Below are 20,986 nucleotides of genomic sequence, written 5' to 3' on the forward strand. Positions count from 1 at the left end.
TCTCATATTCTACACTTTTTCTACATATTCCTTCTTAGCTGTGATGAATAGTCCACTTTTGGTTTTTAATCGATAAGTGTTCCCAGATTTGACGACATCAACAATTGTAAATACTTCACTTTTTTTCAGGTTTTCCTTCTTTTTTGATTTACCAAATACTACTCCATCATATGCAGAACATGTTTTTTTAATGCGGTACAAACCCGTTCCTTTCTTATAGTATTCTTCAGTGTTGTTTGGTTTACTTGTAGGCTTAGACGGTTTCGAAACTGTTGTTATTTCTTTCTTTTTGTACCCTAACTCTTTAGCGATAACCGAAGCTATAGCTTGGCAAACATCTTCAAAATTTCCATTGTAAATTTCTGCATCAGCTTTAGAATCTACGAAACAAATTTCAATTAAGATTGCTGGTTTATTTGTGGAGTTAAGGACATATAATTCTTTTCTTTCTTTTGCTCCACGGTTTTTTAATCCGGATACTTCACTAATGGCTGCACTCACTTTTGCAGATAAGGATTTTGCATCGTAGTATAGACATTCTACACCACGCGGATCATTTGTTTTTGATGCAGCGTTAAAATGGATACTTACATCTAAATCACGTTCTTTGCAGTTGTGATATTTAACGATTGTATTCAAGTTCTGACTTTGAGTTGTAGATGTATTGTCGTGGAATTTACAACCCTCACCGTTGTAGTCTGTCGTTAAAATATAATGTACGCGGTTAACTACTTTACGAGCCTCGTTAACTTCATCTAAAATATCTGCAGCACCTCGTACTTTTAAACTATGACCACTGGAGATTACATATTTTTTTGTCATATTATTTCAATCCTTTCTGTTTCAAAAGTTCTTCTTGCTCTTTGGCTTGTTTTGAAATGATGTAACTGTTTTTATAAACACCATAAACAACCAAAATAAACGGAACTGCAGCCAATAAAGCGTTGATAAAAGCATCAATTGTTGTATCCGTAAACCAGGTGAAAGTAAATCCAAGTGACTGCAAAAATAAAAGGACCGCTGATAGCAGTCCTCCGAATAGTGCGATATGTTGTTTTAGTTTGTCTGTCATAATTAGTCTTCCTCTCTGTTTTTAAATGAATGTTTTTCAATACGATCCACACGACCCTCTAACGCTGAAAGATTACTGTTTATGCCCTGTAAAGCTAATGCCGTTATTTCTTGCGATTCATTCGAACGAGATAAATGGTCCATTAGTTTATTTTCACGTTCTTTTGACTCAACGCGATAAGTTTTAAATTGCTCCTTAGATTCTTCTTGGTTTATCTCATAACGGGCTATTAAATCGGCTTCACGTTTAAGGTTTTCTTTGTGTAATTCCCTAATAACAACACCTGCCAAAGCGATACATAAAATTGCCCATACGGCTTGACTTGTCGCTACTTCTGTTGCGATTTCCAATGCCCTCACCTACTTTTCTGCATAATAAAAGAGCATCCGAAGATACTCTCTGTGAATTACTCTTTGATTTGTGATGCAAGATGTTCTGCAACAGGAAATTGATATTGTTTAGGTAATGCAGTGATTTCTCGTGAGCCCGCTTTTACTAACAAAGCGTACACAGGAATCATATATGGGTATACCATTACGCTTTCTCTCCTTTCAATTCTTCTACTTCATTTTTTAACTGTTCAATCTGCTCTTGTTGACCTGCATTTTGTTCTTTTAGCTCCTCAATTTGTTCCTGGTTACCTGCAACAGCTTCGAGTAGTAACAAAACAGTTTCATCTATTTGATTTGGAAATACTTCTTCTAACGGTCCGAGTGAACCATCAGGTAATCGTTTACGAATTTTCATTTTTATCAACCTCCATACGATTCAGTAAAAAGAGTACAACGAGAGAGGTAACTATCACTATCCCCCATGCTAACTTATATTTGACTAAATGCTGTAATTCTGTAAGGGTTAAGAAATCATTGAAAAATTCAATCACGAAAGCACCCCGCTTATCAAAGTAATTGAATCGCTAACCTCTGCTGATTCTCTGCTTAAATTCAGTTTTACGATAATGTTTTCTTTCATCTCTGCAGCTTCATATACAAATTGATCTTCAGTGATGAATGAATCAATAGGTGCTGAATTTGTCAGTGGCATTTCAACGAATTTCTCTTGCACTCCTGTCTCAGTCATGCTAATTTCTGCATCGATATTTAAGCCTTTTTCTTTCTGAATCCACAATAAAACGCCCTTTGCAGTCCCTGTTGGTGGTACAATTTTATACCTTGCAACAGAATTCAAAATAGGCGTTGAGTTTACTGCTTTATTTAATTTTATTGTTTTTGAAGTTTTGAAATTATGGCTATCAATAACCTCTACAATGATAATATTTTCTCCAATTTTAAGACTGCTAAAGGCAACATCAAACGTCCAATCCCCGCCCTTACCACGATAAATCTCCGTAGCAAGACTTGTGTTGATTTTGTAAGAAACAATCACATCGTTTCCGTCTGGATCGCTACAAACTCCTGAGATTGGGAATTTGTCGGAATCAATTACTCCTGTTGGCTTTTCGATTGGATTAACAACAATAGCTGGTGCTCGGTTAGGAACAACAAAGAACGAGCGAGTTTGTTCTGCTGATTTACCGCCCTGGTCGTCTTCGGCAAAAACTTTTAATTGATGAGCTACGCCATCCGCTAGTGCCTCTGTGAGAGCTGTTTCTCCGTCGTAGAGCTTGCCACTTTTAAACGTTAATTGCTTACTAAATACAATAGGTTTAGTTCCGTTTGAAATTTCAGTTGTTATAGCCTTTGCTTGTCCACCGTTAAGCTGATATTTTACGTTTACGATGTTTCCGTTGTCCTTGTCGAGTGTCGAACCGTCAATTAAAAATGAATCATTTTCGTATAACGTTTTATTATTTTCTGTATTAAGTGTTAATGTTGGTACCACATTATGCTCGATGACAAAAACGTCTGAATAGATGTAATCCGAATAAACGCTACTTGTATTTTTTGCACGTACTCGGATTTGCAACGTTGTCAACGTTTTGTCAGTTGTCGTTGTTAAGGATCTTGTTAGTGCATTCGTATAACTTAAAGGTGTCCATGTATTGTTATTGTAGCGATAGTCAACTTCGTACAGGCTAATGCTTGCAGCTGTTGACGCTTCAAAACTTGCCGTGATTGATTGGTTTGGCTTAAAGACCGTACCTGCTGCAGGTGCGGTAAATGGCCCTGTTGGGGGGATAGACTCGTTTACTCGGCTACCTTTTACATACCAATATCCACTTTGAACCCCGTTACCAGGGTAAGTTCCATCTTCAGCTATGATACCTGATTGAATGAGTGTGCCTTTTACATAATTTGTAGCTTTCGAGTTCTCGGCCGCTTTTCTATAGTATAAAATACAACGCGACCAATTATCTGTGTTACCTGCATTCTGAACAATAGACTTATATAACCAACCTCCATCAGAACTTACCTGATAGAAGGTTTCCCCTCCGTAAAGAGGTGTATCAGGTCCCCACACAGACGAGCTTGGTGAGTACTTGTTGTATGAATAATCGAACGTATAATTTTTGGGCTTTAAGTATAAAGTCTCATCAGACTCAGTGCTTTTTGTCCACGGTGCATCGTCATTATAAAATTGGTTAGCTGAGTACTTACTATAGTAGTACTTCGGCTTCGCAACAACTAGCGAGGCACTTGTTGAATATCCTGATTCTAATCCCGCTGTATCAACCGCTTTTACTCGGAACTGGATGCTTGTACATGTTGGAATAGTATAGATAAAGCTCGCGCTTGTCGGTGTACCAATCTGATTCCATGAGCCGCCATTTATCGAAGCTTCCAAGATGTAGTTTTTTAAGTTCCCTTCTGCATCAGTTGATGACCCCCAAGTTATTGCCTTCGAATCTCCAATTTCCAATGCGCCTGTCGGTTGCATAAATGCACCTGGCATTGTTGGTGCTGTGTTTACTGCAGCGCTTCGAACATACCAAAAACCGTCAGAATTTCTTGCATTATTCGTGTAGGCTGACTCGCTTGCTATTATATTCGATTGTACTAGCGAGCCTTGTGAATATATTTTAATCCACTCTTCTTCTATCCATTTTACTGTATATATGGCTAGATAATAATTTGAAGCATCTGCTGAAACATACAGACAATAAGTACCTGTATTACGAGGTTTAAAGAAGTATGTTCCAGTAACAACATTACTAAATTTAGCTGGTGTAGGATTATCGAAAGTGTAATTTGAACTGCCATCAAAATAAGCCTTACTATAGAGATAGCTATCATCAAACACTATGTTATCGCCACTTAGTGCTGAAGCAATCCATTCTACTAGAGTTGTATCCGTTCCATTACCAGAATAGGACCTACCATAGTTCAGATCTTGTGACAAAGGATATTTAAATAATGCATTATACTTATTCCAATAATATTGAACCATCCTAAACCACCTCCATAACAGAAACGCTAAACGTCTCCCAATTTCCGATATCCATTTTTTTATTTACAGTATCAACAGCAACATTAGACCGAGCTACCTTTGCACCTTTTTTGTATGCATTTGTTACGGCTTGTACAGTTATTGCGTTGCCTTTTACAGCTGTAATAAGTACGTCTTCGCTGTGTTCGTCATCGTAGATTGTCACTTGCGTAAATGCTGTAAAACCCTCTACGCTATCTAAAGGGATAGTTGTCGCGCCTGTCGTGATTGCTTTATTAATCGATGTTTGCTGACTTTGTAAATAGATTTTGTTTGAAAAGCCGTCTAGAGTATCGAAGAATGTACCACTACTGCCTGGCGCGCGTCCGTCAATCTCCATTTGGATTTGCATTCGTTGTATTAGGCTCTTAAACTCAAATAAGTAATTGCGGTTATCTTCAATTCCTTTTTCAATGTTATTCGCATATTTCGCTATAAAAGGAGTACCCTCTTCAAAAACCTCTCCTGTTACTGGATCAAAAAATTCGTCAAACCAATCTGTTTTTTTGTAAGGAACTAAATTCATTAACTCACCTCTCTACTTTGTGTAATCGGGAATACAATTGCATAACCTTTGTTACCTTTTTGATGATTTAAAACTTTTACATATAACTCTCTACCTTGTGCATCCACTAATGATGCCTTAGTAACTAAACCTTTTTCCACATCAAGGTATACGTACTTTCTAAGAGTGTCACCGTCTTTAACCGTTTTATAGATTTCTTTTTCAATCTCATTTCCATCAATAATAATTTTCGCTTTTTTTATCAAGCCATCGTAAAACTTTAAAGTTTCATCAATGAGCAAGTCTTGAATTCCTTCCATCTAAAGAACCTCCTGTTCTAAAAGCGCCACAACGTTTGTATTCAACATCCCATTGATAGGGGGTGCCAAATAACGTAAGTGGTACATCTACTTTTAAGCCTGCCATTGGTGCTGTTCTAAAACGATTAGTGATACGGTAGTTCACAGGGAATGTATATGCTGAACCGCTTAAACACAACCAATCCGTCGAGCCAGTCGCTGATAAATATACAGCTACCCCTGCAGCAACAACATCTTCGATTACTTCTTCAAACTGTGCCGTATTGATACCAGCTGTAACCAGTTTTTCTAAGGGAATCGATTCGATCATTATTGCTGCAGGTTCAACACCATTCCATAACGGTTGTACTTTTATTTCTTTTGCATTCACATTTAACGTAAACGCCAAGGCTTCAATAATTTTATTTACAGTTCCATCTGATAAAGCCCTAGCTCTTTTCGCTCGTATTAATAAGCGATACTTGCCGTCACTTGCAGTTCCTCGCGCTTGATTGATTTCGTCGCCAATTTCATCAAGAACCTTACCTTGCGCTTTTTCTATATCCGTCCATTCTTCCATACACTTTAAAGTATCTTGTGCATCAGTATATTGACTTGCAAACACGCTGAAAATTTTCCCGATATTTGAATTAGGGTTCTTTTCTAATGCATCTGTTATCATGCTTAACATCTTTTTAAGCAAGTTCAATCACCTCAATATTGGCAAGCGATAGTTCTGCAATTTGCTTACGTGATATCCCAATGTTTGTAATCGATAATTCTTCAGCAGAAGTCCCAATTTCGATAACGATATCTTGTACCCCAGCAACTTTAAATGCCGAACTATAAAGCTGTGATATTACGACATCTTCATCCATTGTTAGTCCTGGTACTTCTTCGCCAGATAAATCCACACCACCAATTTTTTCAATCATTGAATTTTTAAGTTGATCAATGCCATCTACTTCAAAATCTCCGTTTTTCGTAACGGTCAATTTCATATAGATTGGTAAGATTTCAGCGTAATCGAATCTGATGATATGTTCTGTACCAGCAATATCTTTTACGATAACTACTTGTTCACCGACCGTTTCAATGCCACCAGCGACAGCATCAAGTAACGCTTGCGCTATATCCTCTTTAGTACCGCCAAAAACATATACATGTACAGATTTAGGAGGGTTGCCTTCAACATCAAAAACATTGGTGCTATTGATTGCTGAATTAACTGATCGTACACCTGGAACGTTTAATATGGCTGTCTCGATTGCCGAAGGAACTGCTTTACCTTTTGCTTCATTCGACTTTAACAACCGATTACGATAAGGGGTATCAGTTTCTTTGTCTGTACCTCCAACTGCTGGCAATAGGTTCGTAACGCTCGTGATTTCCTCTATTGGTTCAACCTGGACAGTAATGGTGTTTGAAAGAACACGATTAAAAGCGCCCGTCTCAATACTTATTGCTTCGCCAGTACCATTACCAGAGGCATCAAGAACAACGTCATCTAACAACGCAAACTGAATATCTCCTTCAGTAGAAAATCTTTCTTCACTTTCTATGATGTAATTCGGTGTTCCTTTAAACGTTAAAAGTGCATAAGAATTGGTTGCTGGTGCTCGAGGTAAATTCTTGTCTCCTCCATGAAAATCTAACGATACACCGTTTGCTTTCTTGATGTAGCGACTATTGTAGACATGTTCGATTGCATCCCAAATTTTCGCATAAAAAAAAGCCATAACTCGCATGATGATGCCGAGTGGCGTATAGGCCGATAGGTTAATATCTGCGCCAAATAGTTCTTTAAATTTTGCTTCCATTTCATCTAATAAATCGGAATACGTTTTCCTTGTAAATCCATTCTTATTCAGAGCCACTTAAGTCAACTCCTTCTAAAGGTATTTCTGTTCCGTCGGTTTTGATGAGATTCATAGTTACATTTGCATTACGTCCATCACGGATTATTTCGATGTCGTCGGCACCGTCTATTAGTTCTTGATCTGTCATGACTTGTAGAGCTTCGAGGACGTTATCCGCAAGTTCTTCATCATCCACACGTTTTAATTGCATAAATGATTTATCAAACCCTATATGTTCATCGAGTTCAAATTCATTTTTTCTGATAGACAGATTCATCATGACACCTTGCGCTATTTCTTTGTCACCTTCAACCATTGCAAGATTTCCCGTTTCATCAAATACAAAATCACCATTAATCACTTTTAGTGTCTTCACATTGAAAACCTCCCAACAATTACGGCATCATTACTACTCATTAAATCGTGACTGTCTGGGTCGATAAAATCAGTTCCATTAAGGTCTGCTAATGAGCGTTGGGCAGGGATGTAGAATACTAAGTTGCCAGCTTTTAACTTTCGCCATTCAGCATACTTTTTCAGAACGCTATCGCAATCACAAGCTGACCAACTACATTCATGCTTCTCAAACATTTCAATACCTGTCAAATGATCTGGAACAAGTGCGTCATGTATGATTGATTGTTTATACACGTTATCAGTTTTATCTGCCGTTAAAAACAAAGGTTGGATATCCGCTCTTTGTCTTGCTTCATCAAAGTTAATTACTTTACCTGGCGCTAACGTCGAGACACTTAGTAACATTTCATGTTGATACTCAGTAAAGAACTTTGTTATTTCACTCATTTAATCGCCTCGAATTCTGTAATGAAATCAGAACCATCATGAATATGTTGGCCTTTTCTTGCTCTGACTTTACCTTTTGCTGTTTTGCTGTCTAATGTAATGATAGATGCTGTTGTAATACGGTGTTGCAACAAACATCGTATTGTATACCCTTCGAAATCATCATCCTCGTACTCAGCTGGTGTTTCAATTAATCCAGTTGACTCGTTTAATTCAAAGCGCTCATCGTCTCCTATTTCAATGGATCGAATGACAACTTTCCCTCTACGCCAGTACATCGATGCTCCACAATCTTTTATAACGGTATTTAACTTACTTTCAATCTTGCCAGTGACTTTAAAGCCGTTCTTATAGACTTTATCTTTCGGTAAATTTATCTCGACAGGTTTAATTCCTAATATGCCTAGTAGTCGATTGATGATAGCTGAACCTTTTGTGTTCTTCGCAAAGGTTATATTCATAGTCTGTTTACGCCATTTCGCAACCTGAACTGTTTTAAACTTTTTAGTAGATGTGTACTTTCTACCATTCTTCCCAACAGTTGTTGTGGTTACGGGCTTCTTCAGTTTCACACGTTTCTTTACAAAATATTTTTTGGCTGCATCTGCGAGTTGCGGAGTTACCTTCACACCGCTATAATCCTTGCCTTCTTTAAAAGTAACTGTTGTAATTTTGTCGACACCTTCATATCTAGTTATTACTTTGGTTATTTTCCCTTCAATCAGTACACCGTAATCGGATTCATAACCAGCATTTAGGGTTACATTTGCCCCTTTTTTAATTTTAGCAATCGTCGCTTCAGTTAAATTAAAAATTGAAATTGTATTAATATTAGGTTTGGAGTCATCATCAAAATTCACAACAAAGCGTATCTCTAATTCATCACCATCGAATTTTAAACGACTACGAGAATCTTCAATAGTGACTTTAATAACACGTCGGAATAATCGTTTAGCCATAAGTATCACCTATTAAGTTATTATCATCTTCAACGTTCTCATTGAATTCATCATCTGATAAATCATCTATTGTTAAAAAGACGGTACGATAAAAATTGTCTTTAGTAATAGTAATAGCATTCCCTGATTCATCAAACGGGACTATTGAAGGTCCTGGTAATCGTTCATCAACTAGCGACTCAAATAGTGGTCTACCTAATACAATCTTTTCGCCTAGCACGATGACGAATCCCTCTGAATCCCACAAATCAACAGTAAAGAAGTCATATGACTCGTTATAACTTATAGCCATCGTAAAAGTATCTTGAGCTAAATCAATCTCAAACTGTACCGGTATTTCGTTAGGGTCTAGATCTATATAATCTCTCTTCGCCATTTTTTCACCACCAAAAAGGACACTCATTTCGAGTGCCCTAAAATTAATTTATTCTCATTTTCACACCAATAGGAATTTTTGTATCTGGCCATTTATTTAACTTTCGCAACTTCGCAATTGTGGTGCCATACTTTCTAGCAACCGCACTATAAGTATCACCTGCTTTAACAGTATGATATTTCTTTAAGTTGTTAGCTGTATTGTTGGCCTTTTTAGTAACAGTCTTCTTACCGGCTGTTGTCTTCTTAGTTTTCTTCTTACGATATGGAGTCTTCGCAACTCTTATCTGTTGCATATCCATGCTAAACGAGAAACCGTTGCCGATAGTTGAATCATATGTGCCAGTAAAATTAGTAATAAGTACGTCAGAAGCTTTTATTCGACCAACGTACTTTACTGTTTTACCAGCATTCATTTTCTTCTCGATGTTCTTTCTAATTTCATCCGCGTTTTTAGCCCTCTTACCAAGAATTTTTCCATTAGCAGAAAACGTTTTGGGTTGCCTTTGTACTGAATCCGTAAGAGGAAGTCCTTTTTCAACAGGATAAGATGTTGTTGTAACCGAATTTGTAAATGACTCCTGCATACTATCAACTTTATACCCTGCTACCTTAGCCATTAATACGACACCCCACTATCAAGTATGCCTCTGAGTTCTTTAAACGCTGCTTCTAGGGCTTTATTCACCGCACGCGTAATTGCTGATTCAGTTGTTTCACCTTTACTACCTTCAACTGTTACTTGAACTGTAGGGCTGAAATGAATAACCGTTTGTCCTTTATTATTCAAGAGTTCGTTTGTTTTTCGGTTGTTATGAACCTGTGAACTAAACGGTAAATCAACTAACTCTGGACCTTCTTCACCAACCAGAACTTGACCATCATGGTTGTTTTTATAACCGCCTTTTGCATAACCTTTTAATTTCTTTCCTGAAGCATTTGCTGAGATATGGACGTGATCATTGTGTGCACCCCAAGGGTAATGCTCCCAAGATGCACCATGATTCTTAGTCCATCTGTTATTAGCGATAACATATCTCGTAAGTGGAGATCTAGCAGCTTCAAGTCCCGCTTTCCACATAGATGCTGAATCACCAGCAAGGTCAATCGCTAATCCTTTACTATGATCATCAGGTTGGCCGAGTTCATTCTTTGACCCTGGACGGTAGCCAGACGTGATACGCAACCCGTACTTAGATGAGAGTGATTGTGCAAGTTGTTGTAGTGATTTATAACTTCCGCTTGCTCCACCAGTTGAGGTATCATCTCCGAATCCAGCAAAGCTACTGAGTTTGTTTTGTACATAGCTCATGGCTCCGTCTTTCATTTTTTTCAAAGATGCCATGCCAATTCCTGCTATATCCATCTTCAATGATGCTTTATCGAACATTTTTTCAATCGCACCAATTGGATCACTCATGAAGTCTAATGTTTTACTTGCAACACCGCTCACTTTTTCATAAGCGTCACCGGCTACCTCTTTTGTTGTATTCCATGCTGATTTAGCTAGTGAGCCAATACCTTTTGCATATCCAGGCATAGAACCTTTAAGTCCACCTGACATCATTTGAGCAGTCTGTGATGCCGTTAAAATTTGCGTACCTTTAGGTAAGTCTACAATCTCAGCACCGTTTGCACCGACTAAACGTGCCCCTCCATATGGTGTGTATGCAAGTTCTGGTCCTTCTTCTCCGACTACCGCATGACCACCATTGTGTGAACCTCCAGTAGCAAAAGAAAGCATTGATGCCCCAGTGTTACCCGCTGGTTTTGATTTAGGTGTCGGACTCGTAGTACTTTGTGAATATCCAGCAGGATTCCATTTTGGTATCTCCCAATCAGAACCGAATGCTTTAAGTACGCTATTGATACCTGAAGATATAGAGTTAACAACTCCAGCTAACGACACTTTGAATTTTTGCCATTTGGTTAAGATTTCTCCTGTTTCCCAATCTACCTCTTTTAGATGGCCACTTGCTTGTTGTTTCGCCTGTTCGACAACTTTTTTATGCATATCCTCAGCATGACTAACTGACTCATCACGAGTCTGTTTCGCACTTTTTACAATGGCTTCATATTGCTTTTTGGAAATAGCTCCATTATCTTTGTATTCAGCATCTGCAGCCGCAACAACTTCCTGATATTTTCTTTCTGCTTCTTTTTTAGCACCTTCACGAGCTTTTTTAGACTGCTTTACAACTCCAGCAGCTTGTTTTGCGCTTATTTTGCTACTTTCACTTTCTAACATCGTCATAATCGTACGTTGTTCTTTAGCTGATTTAGACATTGTTCTCACAGCTGTTTTATTCATTTTTCGCTGAATACTATTGATTTTTTTTCGGTCATCATCAGTCAATTCACGTTTTTCTTTAGATGCTTTACTAATGATTTCATTAATATCTTCCTGTGCTTTCTTAACTTCCTCTTTTTGGTCTTTATGACTCTTTTTCAAATCTTTCATAATAGTATTTTGTTCTTTTTTTGAAAGACCAGAGCTCTTCATGAAACTCGTTAAGGTTTTTTCAGACTTTCCGAAATTAGTTGCCATAGCACTTTCGATACTAGCTGCCATGTCACCATAAGTTGCTTTTAATGATTTCGCTGTTTTTTTGGAGATTTTTTCGCCAGACCATTGCAATAAACTAAGTTGTTCTGTTGCTTTATCATTAAGCTTTTCATACTCTTTGATCGCCGATGCGGTATCTTTTGAAACACCTTTAGTGATGTCGGTTTTAAGCCCTTCTTTTGGTAGGTGTTTTTTTATGGAAGACTGTAACGATTTACCGAACTTCTCTCCGCCGATAGATCCTGCGATACCACCAATTAGCCCACCTATTGCTGTTCCAACACCAGGAACAACAGAACCAAGCGCTGCTCCTGCAGCTGCTCCCGCTGCACCTCCTGCTAGTGCTCCACCATTTGAACCTAAATTCTCTGTTCCGCCAGCAACAAGCATACCTGCACCTAGCAAAGTACCTACAATTGGTACACGCTTACCTAGCTTTGCGCCAGTTCTAAGTAAGCCGTTCCCACCAACTCTACCAAGACCATTTCTTCCTGCTCTTCCGAGAGTGCTTGGGTTAGAACCTGATTGTCGACTTAATCTTGTAACTTCACCTGTAGTTGTTGGTAATGGAGATTGTCTAGATAATACTCTTCGGCCATTAGATCCTCGTCCAATACTTCCACCTGCGACAGGCGCATTAGACATACGAGCTTGCATTCTGCGAGCACTGCTATTTCTATTTAGTTCGGTTGTGTTACGTCTAAGAGATGCTGTCTCACGATCAATTTGGCTTCTGTGACCTGATAACCCTCTAGCGCCAATACTAAACCACCGTGATAATTGACCTCCAGCTTTTTTCAGTTTACCAACAGCTGTTACAACGCCGCCGACACCTATTGCAACAATACCTAGTGATGCAACTAATCCCGTAGCTCCTATACCGATTAAGGACCATTTAGCAAGTGTTTGCTGAGTAGATTTATCAAGGCCATTAAACCAGTCCATTAAACTTTCCGCTTTATCAGCAAGATCTGTAAATGTTGGTATTAATGCTGTACCAAAGGTTGTTACTGCTGTTTCGGCAGACCCTCTCATGCGCTCAATAGAACCTTTTAGCGTCTTCATTTTCTTTTCGGCTACATCTGCTGCTGTAGTACCTTGCATAGCATCATTCATTTTTTTGTAACCTTTAGCACCTTGATCAGCTGCTATTGTTGCTGCACGTACTGCGTCCGTACCGAACATTGTTTTAAGTGCATTTTGTTTTTGTTCATCTGACAGACCTTTTAATGAATCTTGCAAGAGTTGGAATATTTGATCCATGTCTTTCGCTTTACCATTTGCATCAAAAAATGCTGATGATACCAAACCAGACGAGTTAGTTAATTTATCATAAGCTTTTTGTACTTTTGTAGTAGATGCACCTGCACCAGCTTGTTCTTTTGCTAATTTCATTAACGAATTAGAAACATCATCAAAACTCTTTGATGCAGGTTTAATACCTTGTTTAATTAAAAAGTTATAACCATTCGCAACGTTGGTTGTACCTAATCCTAATTCCGACATTTTCCCTGCAGCCGCTTCTGTTTGTGGTGAAAGGTTCATTAACATCGTTTTTAATGATGTACCTGCATCAGAGCCTTTAAGTCCATTTTGAGCGAGTACCGCTAATGCTGTCGAAGTTTCTTCAAATTCAAATTTTAGACCATTTGCTACTGCTGCAGATTGTGATAAACCAAACGCCATTTCTTGAACATCTGTTGCAGATGCATTTGCTGCACCAGCTAGTAAATCAGCAGCTCTCGTTGAAGAAATAGAATCATTAGTAAAAGCATTAAGAGAAGTACTCATAACTTCTGCTGCTTTTGCGAGATCAAGTTCACCTGCAGTCGCTAGATTTAGTGCGTCTTTCAGCCCGCCTTTTAAGATGTTTTCTGTATCTACCCCGGCTTTAATAAGCTCTTGTAAACCTTGTGCTGCTTCAACGCTAGAATACTTTGTCTCTGCACCTAATTGAGTAACAAGACCTGTCAGTTGCTTACCAGACTGTGACCACTCTTTTGCTGACATCAATGATTCTGCGTCTCTCATTGCTTGCTCAAAGTCTGCTGCTTTCTTTAAGCTGTAACCAAGCGCTGCACCACCTGCTAAAGTAGCAACTCCAAAAGTTGAAGTAATGTCTTCACCAAATTTAGTTATGCTTTTTCCACGTTTTTGGAGCTTATCGCCTAACTTATCAAGTTGTTGACCATAGTCATTTAAAGAACGTGACCACTCGCCCATGTTCCGGCGCATTGCGCTCATATTTCTTTGACTACTTGTTGCTGAGCTATTTAGTCTATCAGTTGCACGAGTTACACTTTCAGTTGCGCGCTCTCGTTCTTGAAGTGACTGACTGTGTCCACGGTTACTTCTACCTGCTTCACGAGCGCTTGCAGAGCTATTGTTTGTAGCAACTGTTGCTCTCGCTGTTTCTTGCCCTAAATCTCTTACGGCTTCTGTAGTGTTATCAATAGTACCGCCCGTGGTATTAGATGTTCGTTCTAAATTTGCGAGAGAACGGCGGGTAGCCTCGAGCTGACGATCTGCATCGTCAAGACCTCGTGTATCTACATCAAGTTTAACTCGCATCGTTGTATTACGAAGTGTCCTAGACATCTACCCACCACCTCCAAATAGTTTTATTTTCATATTTGCAGCCTCACAAGCAATACCTAATTGGTCAGCTGTCATCATTTCAACTTCTTCTCTTGTAGCAATCCCTGCTATTACTGGTAGCCAAGTAGAATACTGTTCACGAAGCTTTTCCTTGTAAAATTCATCTGGTTTAACCTTAGAGCAATCCTCCAAGAAAGGAGTCTGCTAAATCCATAACTTCTCTGTATCCGTCATTTTTGTCCCAATAATCCCAGTCTGTTTGAGGGGAGGCGATAACGTGTTCCATTATCTGTTCGCTGTAAAGCGTTTGTTTAAATGATCCTTGTGTTTTTGCATAATCTAGCATTTCTTGAACAACGAGTGTACCTGGGAATTGTAAAGTGTATTTCACACCCTCTACTTCTTCAGTTTTTTGTTTACCGAATTTAGATACTTTTTCTTCTGGTGTTGGTTTTGTAGTTGTCATTTATAAGTTCCTCCTTGTTTTTAAGAAAAATAAAAGGAGCACTATGGCCCCTTTAGTAATTAGTAGTTAATAATTTCAAAGTCTCCTACTTTAACTGTGTAAGAACGAGCTTCTACAGCGTCTGAATATGTTGCATCAGCTGTTTTTGTAACAAAGCCTTGTGAACCGCCTCGACGTTCTTTATTTGTTGGATCATCAACCCATATCGGGAAAAATGTTTTTGAATTAACGTATTGATTCAAGATTTTATTAAACGGTGATGTTTGATTCAGCGTTAATGTGACCGTACCTAATTTCGAGTTATTCAACGCAAAAGAAGCTTCACCTTGTGCGTTTGACTCCACTGTTACTCGGTCTTCATCCATATTTGCAGTAACAAACGTGCCTTTTTTATACCCTGTAACAATCATGTTGTTCAGCGTTGTCGTAATCGTACTAGCATCATAAATAGCTGGTTGTGTAGTTGACATATTGTATAGCCTCCCTTTATTCGTGTATCAAAAAAGTCATGCCAACAATTAAATGTTAGACATGACCGAACCTTTTACATTAATTTTGTGGATTGCTCCTTGTGCTTTGTAGTCGAAAGTTAGACCACTGTAGACACGTTTCGCGATATCTTCACTTGAACCAGCGGTAAAAGGTTCTGTATAGACATTAAAAGCAAATTGATCTTCATCGTTGATGTCCACAATTCCTTGCTGACCTGCTGTTGTTAAAGTGCTTGTTGCGATAGCACCGACCAATGAAACACCATTACCATTAGATGGTACTTTGTCATTGTTCGTAAACATTGTTTGAAGATTTGTTTCCATGTTCGCTTTAATCCAATCCCGGCCGTGGTAGAAGTCAATATACTCACCTGTAGCAACTAGCCCTTCAGATGTTTGAGCGACACCTGCTTTAACTACATAAGCATTACCGCCAGCTTCATGAATTGCGTCAAGTTCTGCTGAACTGATTTCAATTGGCGTAACACCTTTAAGGCCATGACGGAACTTCCATGTAATTGATCCAACAGTTAAATTGGCAGCTTCGCCAATTACTGCGCCATCTAACCGCTCACCCTCATTTGGGTGAAAATAAACGATTGTATGAACATTATTTTTAAAAGCACTAATTTCTGCTTCTTCAGTAACTTGCACCACAGCAAATTTAAAGTCATGTAACTCTACTTTATTTGATAATGCTAAACGTTCAGCTGCTGTTGATTCCGCTAAAAATGCGAAGTGCCATGATTTGTCGAAATATTGTTCAACGACATCACCAAGCGTTTGACCAACCGCAGGTGTTTCTTTTACATACGATGCAACACAGACTACTTTAGGTTTATTAGCTTGAGCAAGTATTGTTTCAGCTAATTTATAAGTAGCTGTACTGCTATCAAAATCTTTTGCTAAAGCTTCTAGTGTTTTGTACTCGGCATATTTAACTTCGGTGCCACCAACTAAGATAAGTGGTCGACCTAAGCCGATTACTGCAGCTGGATGTAGTACATCGATTACTACATTTACGTCTTTTAAAGCCATATTTAATTACCTCCAATAACATTTTTAAATTCAATTTGTTCGATTGGTGCGACGTCATCTACATGTGGATCTAATACACGCATTTTAATATCAAAACCAGCACTTCTTTCGTATTCGATAGATAAGAAGTTATCTCGTCTATCAAAGTCTGTAACGTCCACAATAACTACACCTTTTTCAGCAAATAACAAGCGTCCTTCTGTTGATTTGAAATAGGACTCACATTGTTTAGCCAAATTTAAAACGCTCAATGAACTCTCGTCATGCCATGTTAAGGACACTGTAAGTTCAAATTGAGCGTTTTCATCGTCTTGCTGTATAGCAATTTTCGGAGTCGTAATTGTAAATGTCGCAAAAGGATATGCAGGTTGTTCGCCTGTTCCATTCGCTTCAATGCACGGCTTTCCAGTAAGTGTTTTTACTGCTTTAATGAGCGAACTTGTCACTATTTTATAATCAAAGTAATTAGCCAAATGCACTCACCCACTTTAATTCGTATTGAATGAAGTCTGCAAAATCCTCATATCCTGTTCGATTCTCGACCGAATATTTCTGCCCTTTATGAATCACTTCAGTCTTTGGGGCGACGTGCATGTTAATGATGAGTTGACGATGCGTTTGAGTTAATCGACCACCGCTTTGGTAAATTTCATTTGCTGTATAAGGTAGCAATACACCACGAACATCTAAAGGAACTGTTTTATCTGGTGTTGGCTTAATAACCTCACCCGTTTCCTCATTGTAACCACCATTAGTGCCAGGCACCTTTACAACAACCTGTATATCTGTTTCAAAATCAGCAAGCATATCTTGAAACTCAAACATCTGAACCATCGTCTCTCACCACTTTCCATGTAACGTGCCTTTTTAACCCACCAGTATCCACTAAAGGATTATCTCCTCCATTTTTGCGATTTTCTTTAGTGAATCCACTTAAAGATGGACTCCTTAAATCAATCATTTTTTTTTGAATATCGCCCGCGATAATGCTGCCTAGATTTTCAAAAACATCACGTGAGGTAATCTCTAGTTCACAAACCCTTTGTATTTGATCTTCAAGAAAGTCCATCCAAGCATCGTTCTTTTCATCAAATGTGGAACGAATAAATGAACGTTCTGGAATGTTTACACTTTCTTTCAAGATGAACATAACCTTGATACCGCCATTACCATCAGCTAATGCTAAAACGTTCTTACCTTTAGGTTTAAATAAACCTTCAAAGTCTCTCGGACGCTTTGTGCCAGCTTCTTTCGTTGGGATGGCGAGATATTTGTTTTTCGCACGTATCTGCATCCCGAATTCATGGACACCCGCAAGCATGGCGTAAAAGGAATCATCAGATCCAAAAATACCGATTTCAATTGCATAGCGATTTAATTCATCAAGTTCACGTTGCAATTCTAATAGATTATGGTTTTCATCGATATATTCCATATCAGAGCACCATTAAATTCACTTTCTTTGGACTGTAGAGCTTCACTAATCGTTGATACTCTTGTCCAAATGCTGTCGAATCTAATCCTTTACTAGTATCGATAGATGATGACGTGAACGTACGTTTAATAGGCCCAACCGTTTCAGATTGAGCCTGACGTACATTAAGTGAGCCGTAATGCGCCGTTAAATAACGCGCAAGCTTCTCTTTGTATAATTCTTTGACAGGCAATTCACTGACTTCCAGCGTTGCATCATCAATTAATAAAAGCACCTGCTCATCAGATAGTGATGATAGGTGCTTTGCTATGGATTTCACTTTTTCAGGTGTTGTTAATGGTTCGACCACATCATAACCCCTTACTTATTAGTATTTTTCAACTCTTCAATACGTTTTTCAACTGCGTCTTGTACTGTTTTGCGATCATCGTCTGCTTTAATCGCTTCTAGCACTTCAACATCGAAAGTATCATCAATCAATGCAATTACATCTTTTGCAGCTGGTTTCGTTTTATCTTTGTCATAGATAAATTCACCATGTTTATCTAAGTTAGCCATTAGTGGATGAGCGATGAACTTTTCAAATTCCTTTTCATCCACCTTATTCGTACCTGGAATTAATACTACACCTTCTGCTTCATATGAATAGTTCCCTTTGTTGTTTACTAACATTAAATACCGTCTCCTCTCACAATAGCCATAGGATAACGCACGATCAGTCCAGTAGTACGTTGTTCGAATGGTACTTTATAGTTCGGAAATGCGTATTCTTGTGGATGACGTGTAATATCCATCGGTATACCTAGTTGTACAACATCAGGTGATGAATCAAGAACAACAAAGCAATTCGCTCCACCAATGCCTTGCTTCTCTATGTCTGATAACACCTCAATACGTTGGAACCAACGTTGAGACTGAATGTATTCAAGTACTGTTTGCTTTGTAAATTCATTGAATGGTTTTTCTAATTCCTCGAATGCATCAGTTGTGATAATTAATGTATCAGCAGTATGACCATTCAATTTATTTACTTTGTTTTTTGCTTTACGAATATCAGTCACAATCTCATCTGCTGTTTTATCTTTCCAAGTCGTTTTACCAGACTCACCTTGTGGTACTGCGTAAACTTGAATACCCGTTACAGCTGTTAAACCTTTAATTTTGTGCTTTTCATCACCTGCAAAAGCAATACGATTTTCTTTTTCTGCAATAGCTTTGCGAGCTGTATCTGCTTTTGTTGTTTCAATCGTCATTCCAGCCATTTGAGCTTGGCGCAACTCCTGAACTGTAATATTAAATCCAGCAGCGATAGAATAAATATCAACCGTGTGGCGTTCTAAATCAGCATCAACTAACGGAATGTCACTTGCGCCTGGTGCTAAAATTTTAGCAGCTCCAGAACGTTTGAAAACATCATAACCGTAAGTCTCTGCACCTGCAGGGATATCAGTTTTTAATGCAAAGATTTTACGCGCTTTTAGTTCCTCTTTGTGTGGTTCATAAATCTTCTTATCAATTGCTTCTAAATCTTGTGGACGTAATAATGACATAGTTTAATTTCCTCCTTTAAGGTAAATTGATTTCAATTTCAACTAATTGATTAGCAGTAGCATTTGATTTGAACACTGCGTTTTTAACTTCAATGGCACCATCTGTAGTGAATTTTTGTGTTGTCGCATCCACTTTTACTGCTTGACCATTAATGATATCTCCACCTGCAACAACAAAAATACGACCTCTTTTTACAATTGCAGCCGGTTGAGCTACTTTGTATTTTTGGTCGTCTTTTTTCTCTACATAATCATGAATGTTTTGTGCAAGTGCGATACCGATAACCGTACCGCCTGTTTTGATGGGAGAAATTGCATCACCAGTTGCATTTAATTGAACAGCTGCACCAAATGGAACAACTTCAGCAACAGCATAAGAATCTGCTACGAAATCTTGAAAATTCGCTAATTGACCTGCTTTACCTGCAGGCTCCATGTATTTACCGTATTCAGTAATTGGCATCCTTTGTTTCCTCCTTATGAACGTATTGAAAGGCGTTGAGCCTTCATATCGTTGATTTCTTTTGAATCTGCATTACCTGAGTCACCTGTATATGCCGATTGATCACCAGTAGATGAAAATCCTTTACCTACAGTTGCATCATAAAATGCATTTACATACTCATCAGACTTTGAATCACCTTTGAATTCAGGGTTAGCAGTTAAAATAACGGCTTCTTTTAGTTCTCGTTCTGTTTTACCAGTAAAGTCATAAGAGTCGCCTAAATAAGGCTGTACAGTAGCAATTAAAGCCACTCGCTCTTCAACCTTCTTATCCATTTCATCTGCTGAAATAGATTTTTCTTTTAACAATGCAATCTCAGTATCTTTTGCAGTTAACTGAGCATCTTGTGCATCTAATCGACCTTGTAACGTGTCTACCTCTTTAACTTTTAATTTTTCAGCTTCTAATTTTGCATTTTGAGCTTCTATATATGATTTAACAGCTGAGTCTACCTCGTATTCTTTGCTGTCGATTGTGTACTTTGCCATGTTACTTGTTCCTCCTTCGTCGTCTTCGATTTGCCATGCATCTGAATCGCTCCTAATAGCCACTTCAGGACCAGCTCGCCCTTGATCTACAATGGCAATGTGATTGATTTCTAAATTTCTTTGAGCAAATTCGTATTGTTGTCCGTTATAAGTACCTTGTTCGGCTACAACATCAGCCATAAAACCAATAGAAATTTCCCTCTTACCATCACGAATCTTCTGTATCAGAGCTTTATCTGTAATCGTAAGGGATACATATAGCTTTAAATCAGATACATGAGAGTCATTATGACTCATACCTTTTGCATAACTCTGATAGTTGTCGATGTTAACTGGTTCACTAGGATGTTCGTCAGTAACTGGTTTAGATCGTGCAGAATGTATTGTTAAATCACTGAAAATCTCATCAGGCAATTTTGCTTCCATCTGAATATTTCCATCTGCTCGACGATACGGAAAAACGCCAGGTCGAGTTATCGGTACATTGACCGTTAAATAACCCTCTGGCGTTTCTCTGTAGTCGTTTATTAATGTTTTGTCGTAGCGTTGTAATTTCGTTGTTCTCACCACCTTTCAGGTAATAAAAAAG

28 protein-coding genes are annotated in these 20,986 nt (G+C 38.4%); all 28 read right to left on the bottom strand.

Going from position 1 to position 20,986, the window contains the following annotated elements; translation table 11 throughout:
• Positions 1-9 precede the first annotated feature (9 nt).
• Positions 10-822, bottom strand: a complete 813-nt coding sequence (locus tag ACQKMD_RS01110; protein WP_427748711.1) for an N-acetylmuramoyl-L-alanine amidase — start codon at positions 820-822, stop codon at positions 10-12.
• A 1-nt stretch (position 823) separates the two neighbouring features.
• A complete protein-coding gene (locus ACQKMD_RS01115; RefSeq protein WP_427748713.1) occupies positions 824-1,072 on the bottom strand; it encodes a phage holin in 249 nt (82 codons plus the stop codon).
• A gap of 2 nt (positions 1,073-1,074) precedes the next feature.
• The gene (locus tag ACQKMD_RS01120) at positions 1,075-1,422 is read right to left on the bottom strand and encodes a BhlA/UviB family holin-like peptide (protein WP_427748715.1); all 348 of its coding nucleotides are present in this window, start codon (positions 1,420-1,422) and stop codon (positions 1,075-1,077) included.
• Positions 1,423-1,478: 56 nt separating this feature from the next.
• The gene (locus ACQKMD_RS01125; RefSeq protein WP_427748716.1) at positions 1,479-1,607 is read right to left on the bottom strand and encodes a CD1375 family protein; all 129 of its coding nucleotides are present in this window, start codon (positions 1,605-1,607) and stop codon (positions 1,479-1,481) included.
• Positions 1,607-1,819: a hypothetical protein gene (locus tag ACQKMD_RS01130; protein WP_427748717.1), complete on the bottom strand. Its 213-nt coding sequence runs from the start codon at positions 1,817-1,819 to the stop codon at positions 1,607-1,609. The genes ACQKMD_RS01125 and ACQKMD_RS01130 overlap by 1 nt, the downstream gene beginning before the upstream one ends.
• A gap of 132 nt (positions 1,820-1,951) precedes the next feature.
• Complete coding sequence (locus ACQKMD_RS01135; RefSeq protein WP_427748719.1) at positions 1,952-4,420, bottom strand: hypothetical protein; 2,469 nt, start codon at positions 4,418-4,420, stop codon at positions 1,952-1,954.
• 1 nt (position 4,421) lies between these two features.
• Positions 4,422-4,985: a hypothetical protein gene (locus ACQKMD_RS01140; RefSeq protein ID WP_427748721.1), complete on the bottom strand. Its 564-nt coding sequence runs from the start codon at positions 4,983-4,985 to the stop codon at positions 4,422-4,424.
• Complete coding sequence (locus tag ACQKMD_RS01145; protein ID WP_427748723.1) at positions 4,985-5,284, bottom strand: hypothetical protein; 300 nt, start codon at positions 5,282-5,284, stop codon at positions 4,985-4,987. Before ACQKMD_RS01145 ends, ACQKMD_RS01140 begins: the two co-directional genes overlap by 1 nt.
• A complete protein-coding gene (locus ACQKMD_RS01150) occupies positions 5,256-5,966 on the bottom strand; it encodes a hypothetical protein (protein ID WP_427748725.1) in 711 nt (236 codons plus the stop codon). The genes ACQKMD_RS01145 and ACQKMD_RS01150 overlap by 29 nt, the downstream gene beginning before the upstream one ends.
• Positions 5,959-7,140 (bottom strand): baseplate J/gp47 family protein, encoded by a 1,182-nt coding sequence (locus tag ACQKMD_RS01155; RefSeq protein ID WP_427748727.1) that lies wholly within the window; start codon positions 7,138-7,140, stop codon positions 5,959-5,961. The genes ACQKMD_RS01150 and ACQKMD_RS01155 overlap by 8 nt, the downstream gene beginning before the upstream one ends.
• Positions 7,127-7,498 (bottom strand): DUF2634 domain-containing protein, encoded by a 372-nt coding sequence (locus ACQKMD_RS01160; RefSeq protein WP_427748729.1) that lies wholly within the window; start codon positions 7,496-7,498, stop codon positions 7,127-7,129. Before ACQKMD_RS01160 ends, ACQKMD_RS01155 begins: the two co-directional genes overlap by 14 nt.
• Positions 7,495-7,926 (bottom strand): hypothetical protein, encoded by a 432-nt coding sequence (locus ACQKMD_RS01165; protein ID WP_427748730.1) that lies wholly within the window; start codon positions 7,924-7,926, stop codon positions 7,495-7,497. Before ACQKMD_RS01165 ends, ACQKMD_RS01160 begins: the two co-directional genes overlap by 4 nt.
• Positions 7,923-8,885 (bottom strand): phage protein, encoded by a 963-nt coding sequence (locus tag ACQKMD_RS01170; protein ID WP_427748732.1) that lies wholly within the window; start codon positions 8,883-8,885, stop codon positions 7,923-7,925. The genes ACQKMD_RS01165 and ACQKMD_RS01170 overlap by 4 nt, the downstream gene beginning before the upstream one ends.
• Positions 8,878-9,261, bottom strand: coding sequence for a phage baseplate plug family protein (locus tag ACQKMD_RS01175; RefSeq protein WP_427748734.1), 384 nt, complete (start codon positions 9,259-9,261; stop codon positions 8,878-8,880). The genes ACQKMD_RS01170 and ACQKMD_RS01175 overlap by 8 nt, the downstream gene beginning before the upstream one ends.
• A 43-nt stretch (positions 9,262-9,304) precedes the next feature.
• Positions 9,305-9,880, bottom strand: coding sequence for a LysM peptidoglycan-binding domain-containing protein (locus ACQKMD_RS01180; protein ID WP_427748736.1), 576 nt, complete (start codon positions 9,878-9,880; stop codon positions 9,305-9,307).
• A complete protein-coding gene (locus ACQKMD_RS01185) occupies positions 9,880-14,424 on the bottom strand; it encodes a phage tail tape measure protein (protein WP_427748738.1) in 4,545 nt (1,514 codons plus the stop codon). The genes ACQKMD_RS01180 and ACQKMD_RS01185 overlap by 1 nt, the downstream gene beginning before the upstream one ends.
• Complete coding sequence (locus tag ACQKMD_RS01190; protein ID WP_427748739.1) at positions 14,425-14,616, bottom strand: hypothetical protein; 192 nt, start codon at positions 14,614-14,616, stop codon at positions 14,425-14,427. It abuts the gene before it with no gap.
• Entirely contained in the window at positions 14,600-14,890 is a 291-nt protein-coding gene (locus ACQKMD_RS01195) for a hypothetical protein (protein ID WP_427748741.1), read from the bottom strand. Before ACQKMD_RS01195 ends, ACQKMD_RS01190 begins: the two co-directional genes overlap by 17 nt.
• Before the next feature lie 59 nt (positions 14,891-14,949).
• Positions 14,950-15,360, bottom strand: coding sequence for a phage structural protein (locus tag ACQKMD_RS01200; RefSeq protein WP_427748742.1), 411 nt, complete (start codon positions 15,358-15,360; stop codon positions 14,950-14,952).
• Between the two features lie 48 nt (positions 15,361-15,408).
• Complete coding sequence (locus tag ACQKMD_RS01205) at positions 15,409-16,419, bottom strand: DUF3383 family protein (protein ID WP_427748744.1); 1,011 nt, start codon at positions 16,417-16,419, stop codon at positions 15,409-15,411.
• Between the two features lie 2 nt (positions 16,420-16,421).
• A complete protein-coding gene (locus tag ACQKMD_RS01210; RefSeq protein WP_427748746.1) occupies positions 16,422-16,892 on the bottom strand; it encodes a phage neck terminator protein in 471 nt (156 codons plus the stop codon).
• Positions 16,885-17,253, bottom strand: a complete 369-nt coding sequence (locus ACQKMD_RS01215; RefSeq protein ID WP_427748748.1) for a hypothetical protein — start codon at positions 17,251-17,253, stop codon at positions 16,885-16,887. Before ACQKMD_RS01215 ends, ACQKMD_RS01210 begins: the two co-directional genes overlap by 8 nt.
• Positions 17,237-17,854 (bottom strand): hypothetical protein, encoded by a 618-nt coding sequence (locus ACQKMD_RS01220; protein ID WP_427748749.1) that lies wholly within the window; start codon positions 17,852-17,854, stop codon positions 17,237-17,239. The genes ACQKMD_RS01215 and ACQKMD_RS01220 overlap by 17 nt, the downstream gene beginning before the upstream one ends.
• Before the next feature lies 1 nt (position 17,855).
• Positions 17,856-18,203: a DUF4054 domain-containing protein gene (locus ACQKMD_RS01225; protein WP_427748751.1), complete on the bottom strand. Its 348-nt coding sequence runs from the start codon at positions 18,201-18,203 to the stop codon at positions 17,856-17,858.
• 11 nt (positions 18,204-18,214) lie between these two features.
• On the bottom strand, positions 18,215-18,526 hold the full coding sequence (locus tag ACQKMD_RS01230) for a hypothetical protein (protein WP_427748752.1): 312 nt from the start codon (positions 18,524-18,526) through the stop codon (positions 18,215-18,217).
• A complete protein-coding gene (locus ACQKMD_RS01235) occupies positions 18,526-19,404 on the bottom strand; it encodes a DUF2184 domain-containing protein (protein ID WP_427748754.1) in 879 nt (292 codons plus the stop codon). Before ACQKMD_RS01235 ends, ACQKMD_RS01230 begins: the two co-directional genes overlap by 1 nt.
• Before the next feature lie 16 nt (positions 19,405-19,420).
• A complete protein-coding gene (locus ACQKMD_RS01240) occupies positions 19,421-19,867 on the bottom strand; it encodes a structural cement protein Gp24 (protein WP_427748755.1) in 447 nt (148 codons plus the stop codon).
• 14 nt (positions 19,868-19,881) lie between these two features.
• Positions 19,882-20,964: a DUF2213 domain-containing protein gene (locus tag ACQKMD_RS01245; RefSeq protein ID WP_427748757.1), complete on the bottom strand. Its 1,083-nt coding sequence runs from the start codon at positions 20,962-20,964 to the stop codon at positions 19,882-19,884.
• Between the last annotated feature and the right edge of the window lie 22 nt (positions 20,965-20,986).

Origin of the sequence: Viridibacillus sp. NPDC096237, from assembly GCF_050278625.1 — a bacterium.
Lineage (GTDB): Bacteria > Bacillota > Bacilli > Bacillales_A > Planococcaceae > Viridibacillus.